At 36.8% G+C, this 8,246-nt stretch carries 11 protein-coding genes and 1 tRNA gene; 2 read left to right on the forward strand and 10 right to left on the reverse strand.

Features of this window, described 5'->3' with window-relative positions:
• Nucleotides 1-50 precede the first annotated feature (50 nt).
• The 5 genes from IJ535_RS12830 to hcp all read right to left on the reverse strand — a co-directional run bounded on the left by IJ535_RS12830 (nucleotide 51) and on the right by hcp (nucleotide 3,267).
• On the reverse strand, nucleotides 51-242 hold the full coding sequence (locus IJ535_RS12830) for a hypothetical protein (RefSeq protein ID WP_294303646.1): 192 nt from the start codon (nucleotides 240-242) through the stop codon (nucleotides 51-53).
• Between the two features lie 8 nt (nucleotides 243-250).
• The gene (locus IJ535_RS12835; protein ID WP_294219249.1) at nucleotides 251-472 is read right to left on the reverse strand and encodes a hypothetical protein; all 222 of its coding nucleotides are present in this window, start codon (nucleotides 470-472) and stop codon (nucleotides 251-253) included.
• Between the two features lie 68 nt (nucleotides 473-540).
• Complete coding sequence (locus tag IJ535_RS12840; protein WP_294303648.1) at nucleotides 541-1,005, reverse strand: cysteine hydrolase family protein; 465 nt, start codon at nucleotides 1,003-1,005, stop codon at nucleotides 541-543.
• 70 nt (nucleotides 1,006-1,075) lie between these two features.
• A complete protein-coding gene (locus IJ535_RS12845; protein WP_294303650.1) occupies nucleotides 1,076-1,345 on the reverse strand; it encodes a hypothetical protein in 270 nt (89 codons plus the stop codon).
• A 287-nt stretch (nucleotides 1,346-1,632) separates the two neighbouring features.
• Nucleotides 1,633-3,267 (reverse strand): hydroxylamine reductase, encoded by a 1,635-nt coding sequence (gene hcp / locus IJ535_RS12850; RefSeq protein WP_294303651.1) that lies wholly within the window; start codon nucleotides 3,265-3,267, stop codon nucleotides 1,633-1,635.
• Between the two features lie 105 nt (nucleotides 3,268-3,372).
• Here hcp and IJ535_RS12855 point away from each other — a divergent pair, with 105 nt between their 5' ends.
• Nucleotides 3,373-4,026 (forward strand): Crp/Fnr family transcriptional regulator, encoded by a 654-nt coding sequence (locus tag IJ535_RS12855; protein WP_294303653.1) that lies wholly within the window; start codon nucleotides 3,373-3,375, stop codon nucleotides 4,024-4,026.
• Between the two features lie 2 nt (nucleotides 4,027-4,028).
• Here IJ535_RS12855 and IJ535_RS12860 read toward each other — a convergent pair whose 3' ends face one another.
• From IJ535_RS12860 to IJ535_RS12880, 5 genes are all read right to left on the reverse strand, one after another.
• A complete protein-coding gene (locus tag IJ535_RS12860) occupies nucleotides 4,029-5,051 on the reverse strand; it encodes a PAS domain-containing protein (protein WP_294303655.1) in 1,023 nt (340 codons plus the stop codon).
• Nucleotides 5,052-5,232: 181 nt separating this feature from the next.
• Nucleotides 5,233-5,970, reverse strand: a complete 738-nt coding sequence (locus IJ535_RS12865; RefSeq protein ID WP_294303657.1) for a YdcF family protein — start codon at nucleotides 5,968-5,970, stop codon at nucleotides 5,233-5,235.
• A 26-nt stretch (nucleotides 5,971-5,996) separates the two neighbouring features.
• Nucleotides 5,997-6,069, reverse strand: a tRNA-Pro gene (locus IJ535_RS12870).
• A 158-nt stretch (nucleotides 6,070-6,227) separates the two neighbouring features.
• A complete protein-coding gene (locus tag IJ535_RS12875) occupies nucleotides 6,228-6,971 on the reverse strand; it encodes a CPBP family intramembrane glutamic endopeptidase (RefSeq protein ID WP_294303660.1) in 744 nt (247 codons plus the stop codon).
• Nucleotides 6,972-6,988: 17 nt separating this feature from the next.
• The gene (locus IJ535_RS12880; protein ID WP_294303662.1) at nucleotides 6,989-7,771 is read right to left on the reverse strand and encodes a PhzF family phenazine biosynthesis protein; all 783 of its coding nucleotides are present in this window, start codon (nucleotides 7,769-7,771) and stop codon (nucleotides 6,989-6,991) included.
• Between the two features lie 359 nt (nucleotides 7,772-8,130).
• Here IJ535_RS12880 and IJ535_RS14235 point away from each other — a divergent pair.
• Nucleotides 8,131-8,246 (forward strand): DeoR family transcriptional regulator (locus IJ535_RS14235; RefSeq protein WP_442961400.1); only part of this gene is annotated, 116 nt, incomplete at its 3' end.

Genomic DNA, 8,246 nt, shown 5'->3' on the forward strand with positions numbered 1-8,246 from the left:
GCCATTGCTTGCAATGTTTTATCTAACAAATCGTTAAGCTCTCAGCCAAGCTATCTATAGTCCGCACTTACTTCCATATAAGACCGCTTACCAGTTATATAATCATCCTTAGCAGTTGCAGCATCCTTTCCATGAAAAACTTTGCATAGCCCACACATATCCGAGTCAGCTATACATGGAAAGGTCTTTTTTATATATTCCCTACGCTCTTCTATTGTAGATGTTGAAATATCTGGTGCCATACTTCTACCTACTTTATCTGTCTGTCCTGACGATACACGGACATGTAATCAGCATTAATCTCAGAAATCTCGCGTCTTCCATCAATATAATCTTGGTATATATCCCAAGGACTACCACCACCTAACCAGCATGAGGAACAATTCTCACAACCACCACCACAATCAAGAGATGATTTGATTATTTCCTCTCGCTCTTCTTTGGTTGTATCTTTGATTAGAATAGACTTCATATAACAGCCTCCTACTATCATCCACCCTTTTCTAAAGCATACTATGTTGGTAGGTAATTGGCAAGTGCCTATAATTCCTCAAGATTCATTAGCACTTTTGCGCCTTTTAATTCCATGTTCTTTAGCTCTTTATAGTAGAACTTGTCACTATGAGCCTCTATTGCATCCATCAGTAAATTGATTTTTATGCCTCTCTCCAAAGCGTCCATTACTGTTCTAGAAACACAGCATCTGCCATCAACACCAACAACGTAGATTGAATCAATGTTAGCTTTCGTAAGAAATGGCTCAAAATCAGGATTGGAAAATGCACTTGGAAATTGCTTTTTGAAAATTATATCTGATGAAACCTCTAGCTCATCAGCTAATTCAAAATTGTTATCCCTGCCGCTACGCCCTGTATTTCTTACATAAACTACAGGAATCTCTTTGGACATAGCTTCTCTAATTCTAGCATTTACTCTGTTAACCAAGTCAGGCTTATAATTTTTTAAATATCTTTGCTGCATATCAATTACAAGTAAGATTTGCATACAGACTCCTAATCAAAATCCAGCCTTTCCATACATCTGGCTGATATCCTAAGGTTTCTTCTAACCTTGTTTACATCCAATTATAATCTCCACCAGTGACAGCTAATGAAAGAAGTGCGTCCATACGCTCAACCTCTTCCTTGCCTCTGACCACTTGCAGTAGCTTTGCAGTTTCTTTGACCACTGGCATTTCTTCATCTGGTCCGATTTCCATATCAGGCGCTTCGCCACAGTATGGGCATACCAAACTTGGACCTACCTGAATAGATAAAAATCTATTAGCACATTCTGAGCATTCATAAAATCCCGCTAATTCTGTGCCATCTTCCACATAGTACATCTAACTAACCTCTCAATCTGTTTTGTAATTCCATTTTAATCGATTCTACTTGCCTTATAGCATCATCACATTGCCTTTTTCCATCACCATATCCTCTTTTCCTAAAATCACCTATATTATAACAGAGAAAAAGATAGTTTTGCATTTTATTGGACAAATGACTATAATTGCCTCATATGAAGAATTGTAATAATAAAATAAGCCCTAAACCGAAGAATTCACCTAGGAATTCTTTGATTAAGGGCTTTTTTGTTACTTCATTTTGTGATATCCGTATTATTGTAATTTTATAATATTAGAGATTTAATATCGTCTTCTACATTTGTGATTCCTGCAATACCAAAATTCTGCACAAGAACGTTTGCAACATTAGGTGAAAGAAATGCTGGAAGTGTTGGACCTAAGTGTATATTTTTTACTCCGAGATATAATAAAGCAAGCAATACAATTACAGCCTTCTGCTCATACCATGCAATGTTGTAGACAATTGGGAGTTCATTTACATCATCCAGTCCAAATACTTCCTTGAGTTTAAGAGCTATAAGGGCAAGTGAATATGAATCATTACACTGTCCTGCATCCAAAACTCTTGGTATACCATTGATATCTCCAAGGTTTAGTTTATTGTATTTATATTTTGCACAGCCTGCTGTAAGAATCACTGTATCTTTTGGAAGTGCCTTAGCAAATTCTGTGTAATACTCGCGAGATTTTGCCCTTCCATCGCAACCAGCCATAACAACAAACTTTTTGATTGCTCCATTTTTAACTGCCTCTACCACCGAATCAGCAAGCTCAAATACCTGCTCATGAGCAAATCCGCCTGTAATTGTACCTGTTTCAATTTCTGTAGGAGCCTGACATTTCTTAGCTAGTTCAATGATTTCAGAAAAATCCTTTGTCTTACCATAAGGTGCATCAATATGCTTGCATCCAGGATATCCTGCCGCACCTGTTGTAAACATCCTGTCCTTGTAAGAATCTGCTGGTGGCACAATACAATTTGTTGTCATAAGAATTGGTCCATTGAAGCTAGCAAATTCTTCCTTCTGCTTCCACCACGCATTACCATAATTTCCTGCAAAGTTATCGTATTTCTTAAAGAATGGATAATAATGGGCTGGTAACATTTCAGAATGAGTGTATACATCTACACCAGTTCCTTTAGTCTGCTCTAAAAGCATCTCCAAGTCCTTCAGATCATGTCCTGAAATAAGAATACCTGGGTTATTTCTAACACCTATATCTACTGTTGTAATTTCAGGATTGCCATAAGCCGATGTGTTAGCTTCATCAAGAAGCGCCATGCCATCAACTCCGTATTTTCCTGTCTCAAGAGTTAGTGCAACTAAATCATCTACAGAAAGGCTATCGTCTAATGTTGCTGCCAATGCTTTTTGAAGGAATGCATCAATTTCTTTGTTATCCTTTAAAAGTGCATTTGCATGCTTCGAATAAGCTGCAAGCCCCTTGAGTCCGTATGTAATTAACTCTCTTAAAGAACGAATATCTTCATTCGCTGTTGAAAGAATTCCAACTGTCGTTGCCTTGTCATCGTACTGTGCTCTTTCCCCATTCCAGATAGCCGCATCTGGAAGATTGCTCTTGTCCGTAAGTTTTTCTATTAACTCTTCCTTTGCATTAATAGTTTCTTCAATCTTATGCGCTATTGAATCATAATCAAAATTTGCATTTGTAATAGTTGTAAAAAGATTTACCGAAATCATATGATTAATATCTTCTGATACTTCCTTACCCTCAGTTCTGAGCTTTGTTGTTACAAATGAAATTCCTTTGGTAACATATACTAATAAATCCTGAAGATTCGCAACCTCTGGCTTTTTTCCACAGACACCTGACATTGTACAACCAGTGCAACCTGCTGTCTCCTGACACTGATAACAAAACATCTTATTTTCCATCGTTTACCTCCATTTTCTAACCAGATTTCTTTGATGCTCATAATATACAACTAGAATGGAAGTAAGTTTGTTGCATTTGCAACAGATTGATTTTATAATAAGCTTATGAAAGAAATAGATTACAACGAAATTCCTCTATTTGAGGGAATTCATCCAGACAATTTGAATAAACTATTGATATGTATCAACTCCTTTAAAAAAGATTTTGATAAAGGGGAAACCATCATTATGGAAAAGGACAAAGTCCCTTATATCGGAATTGTTCTTTTTGGAAATGTGCACCTTCTGAAAGAAGATATATGGGGAAACTCTTCACTTCTATCCTATGTTGGACCTGGAGAATTATTTGGAGAAAACTTTGCCGTCAGCGTTGAACAGGAATCTTCTGTTACTTTTGTTGCTGTAGAAAAAACAAGAGTATTATTTCTTGCTGCTTCAAAGATTATCCATACCTGTGAAAACGCCTGTAGCTTCCATGCCAGAATTGCAGAAAACATGTTTCATCTGTTAGGTAAAAAAAGTATTTCCTATATGAATAAACTGGAAATCATGTCGAAAGAATCTATTCGCGGAAAGCTTATGGCGTACATTTCAACCCTTGCTCAACAGCAAAAATCAAAATATATAAAAGCTCCCCTGTCACGAACACAGCTAGCTGATTATCTTTCAATCAACCGCAGTGCCATGACAAGAGAGCTTGGTAAAATGCGTGACGAAGGAATTATTGATTTCGATAGAAATACCTTTGTCATCAAATAATTTTATTTTTCAAAATGCTTTTTGGCCTCATCCATTTTTTGAACGCATTCCATTGTGCCGATATATTGTCCATTGTCATCTCTAACAGCAATGTACTCTACAAGCACTGGGATGCCTTCTTTTTCCATCCAAACCGACACCTTATCCCTCGCGCCAGATTTAAAGTCCCCAATTATAGATCGGACCATCATCTCAATCTTTGGTGGATGACAACTATACACATCACGTCCTATAGCCATGCCAGCTCGCTTAAATAGCTTGGGTCCTTCATTAAAGAAACAATTAATATCATTTTCATCTACAAATGATATTTCTACAGGAAGCGTATTAAGAATCGCTCTGAGCTGGGTAGGTGTGAAATGTCCACCTGGTAGATTAATCATACCTTCTTTCGCATTGCTATCAGGTTTTTCTTTAGTCAACACCGCCTCTGCTTCAGGCCATTCAATAAAATCCACAAGGCACGGAGCATAATCTTTTGAGTCCTGATATATTTTATACCACTCTTCTTCTGTGAAAAATCTAGTGCAAATAGGGAAGAGAATATTCTGTTCTTTATAAATCATTTCCTCCATACGAGCAATTGCATGTTCTAATCTGCCAAGATATTCGGTGTTTCTGAAATCAGATCCTGCTATGAATTTCAGCTCATCTCTTATCTCATCATCAACAGACCACATAACATCGGAAGGACCAGAAATTTCATATTTGACTTTCATATGTGGATAAACCAAATCGCCTTTTTTCGCATAGTGGATGGCCACTTTTCTAAGACTATCTATGATTTCATTTATCTTACTATTATTAACATCCGATGGATCACTCTTAATGTCTTCAATCAATCCCTTTGTTTTATGAATCACTTCCGTGAGAGCTTCATTTTCCTTAGTAAAAAGATGTAGCGGATGGCCTACTATTGCAGCCTGTTTTTTTGCAGCGTCTCTTTTTTCTATTGTAATGTCGGATGTTACTCTTGCAGCTGATGCTTCAACTTCTATTTCTGCATTAGCGATTTTCTCTTCCATGGCTAACCTCCAATTCAATCTATCAGTTTCCATGTACAATATATCAATTGTTTTTATTTAAAGTTGTTGCAATTGCAACAAATCAAGCAAAGTACTCAAGCATCTCCGTTTGATTTAATCTTTCGTATGATACCCCATCATATGCCCTTAATTCCTTTAATCTACTCATTTTTACCCCCTCTTACATCACATCTTTTAATATACCAAAGGTCTCCCTGACCATGTTGTTTGGAAGATACTGATATTCTGTGAAAGCAGCAATGCCTGTTACGTCAGCATCAGTGTAGCGCTTTGCAATCATTACCCCTCTGAACACATGAAAATTATTGGTTACAATTCCAATTTTCATATCAGCTGTTACTTCTACAAGATTTAAAGCATTACTGATATTTTGGTTCGTATCAAGGGATTCGCTTTCAACTATAATTCTATCCTCTGCTATACCCTGTTCTAGAAGATATGTCTTTCCACCTTCTCCTTCTGATACAGATTCATTAGCTCCCTGACCGCCAGTTACAATAACCTTAGAATCTGGATTATCATTTAGATATTCAATTGCTGAATCCAGTCTAGCCTTATAAACAACGCTTGGCCCCCAATCTCTCATTTGAGCACCTAGGACAATTATGTAATCTGCTCCAGGCTCTCCTTTTGAAAAGAACTGCGTTAATATACATCCTTGGCATATGATAAAGATGGCAAGTCCCAAAGCAACAAGGGCTCTGAATACATATCTAACGGCTTTTGGTACTTTAAGCCATAGGCTTTTCTTTTCCATGAGATATAAGAATCCAAAGAATATTGCTGCAAATATCCATATGATAAATGAAAATGTTCCGCTTCCAACCATATACACAGCAACTGAGTACGATAATGAAAGAATAGCTAGTGTTGCATATACAAGTCTTAGTTTACGCATTACTTATCCCCCTACTAAATCTAAAATCGGAGTGACGCGATTCGAACGCGCGGCCTCTACATCCCGAATGTAGCGCTCTACCATCTGAGCCACACCCCGTAAAGTAAATGGCTGCAAAGATTACTCCTTGCAGCCTTATATATTTTAGCGGGTAAGCTTAGCTTGAACCCGCAGTGTCGAGTTTAGGCCTCCACAATGTGGAGGAGGTTTGAGGAATTGATCATCGGCAATGTCCTCCTTTCCTATTCTCGATTCAATTATATCTTTTTGTTACTACTGTATGCAATTCTTATTGCTATTAAAATAATCAATAATTTGCTCACATAGCCTAGATAATCAACCCCGCCAATTGCTAACTGCGATAATACATTTATTAAAGAATGAGTCATCACACATAGCCATAGATTCTTTGTTTTTGCATAAAGTGCTGAAAGAATAAAGCTGTTTGTTAATAACCCAACAAGAAAAGGCACTACACATACATCAGCAATTGTTCCTTCTATATAAAAGTATAAGAAATGCCATATGCTCCATGACACAAAAGTTATTAGCGTTGCATAAATGTAATTAAGCCTCTCTTGTAATGCTGGCTGATAGAAATATCTCCACCCAATCTCTTCAAATCCACCAAATGCTATATGTTTTACAAACATCATTAATGGAATATACCAAGTATTAATTATAAATTCACCGCCTAATATCACTGGTAGAAAATCTATAAAGATGAACAATAGAACCAACAGATAATCCTTATAGCTTTGCTTGAATTTGAAAAAGTCAGCCACGATTGTTTTAAAAGATATTTTTCTATATTTTACAGAAACTATTATTCCCCATAAAGCTGATGATATTCCACCTATAGCAATAGCTATCATGCCTAGTGGCGAAGTATAGTCCACCGTAAATCCGATATTCCTAAGTAGGTATACAACTAGACATACAAATGCAATCTGACCTAATGCTCCTGAGATATATAGGGATATAGCTTTAGTTCTTTTCATAAGTCGCCCCTCGTAAGTTATAATTCAGCTACAATCTCTGATACAGCAACTAGAGTAGCTTCACCACTAATTGTGATGCGACCAGTATCCTCTAACTTGCAATATACATAGCCACCACGCTTTGAAGCCTGGTAAGCTTTGATTTCCTTCTTATTCAATACTTCAGACCAGTAAGCTGCTATCTGACAGTGAGCTGAACCACATACTGGGTCTTCTGCAACAAGAAGTTTAGGGAAGAACGTTCTTGAGACACAATCTACATCTTTTCCTCTTGCTGTAGCATCCTGTCCTCTGCCTGGAAGCTTTGAGAGCTTCATCTGATCAGGATTCATATTTCTTATCTGATCTTCTGATTCAAAAATGCAGAGAAGATCTGGACCAAGAAGTGCCTTTATAGGACGAACGCCGTATGCTTCTTCCATTTCATCTGTTACAGGAATTTCAGGCTGTTCATATGTAGGAAAATTCATTTCAAAGAGATTACCATTTCTCTTTACTGTAAGCTTTCCGCTTAAGGTGTTAAACTCGACTACATCTGCATCCTTGTCAAAAAAATTAAGGATTACAAATGAAGATGCAAGGGTTGCATGTCCACAAAGTTCTACCTCTGAACCTGGTGTAAACCAACGCAAGTGATATCCCTGTTCTTCCTTAACAATAAACGCTGTTTCAGACAGATTGTTTTCCATTGCCAGCTTCATCATAGATTCTTCTGATGGCCAGCTATCCATAACACATACTGCAGCTGGATTACCCGCAAATGGTGTGTTTGTAAATGCATCTACAATATACTGTTTCATCATTTTCTCCTTTATACTTCTTAAACTTATCAAACAATCCCATTATTATTCCCTCGTAATTAATCAAAAGCAGTCTCCATAATTATAAGTATTTGGTATAAGAATTGAAACAGTTCTTTAATTTAGCTTTTATATTAATACCTTCCATAACGCTCTCTACCGAAATCACGCTGAAAGGTATTAACAAGCAACAGAGTCAAATAAACCTAACTTCTCGCAGGCCTTGTAAATTCCATCTTTATGCAAAAATATAATAGCACATGTATTAACGCAGTTTAATGTTCGTTGCTGTCTATTTCCCAAACTTCTGTGTTATAATTATGTTTAATTAAACATTATATCCTATGAAGGAGTTTTCTATGAAACAGATAAATGAAAATAATGGAATAAGCCGCCGTGAATCTATCTACGAATTATTAAAAGAACATACCACCGTAAATGTAAAGGATTTATCAAAAAAATTTGGTGTGTCTGA

Source organism: Pseudobutyrivibrio sp. (assembly GCF_017471675.1).
In the GTDB taxonomy this organism is placed as follows: domain Bacteria; phylum Bacillota; class Clostridia; order Lachnospirales; family Lachnospiraceae; genus Pseudobutyrivibrio.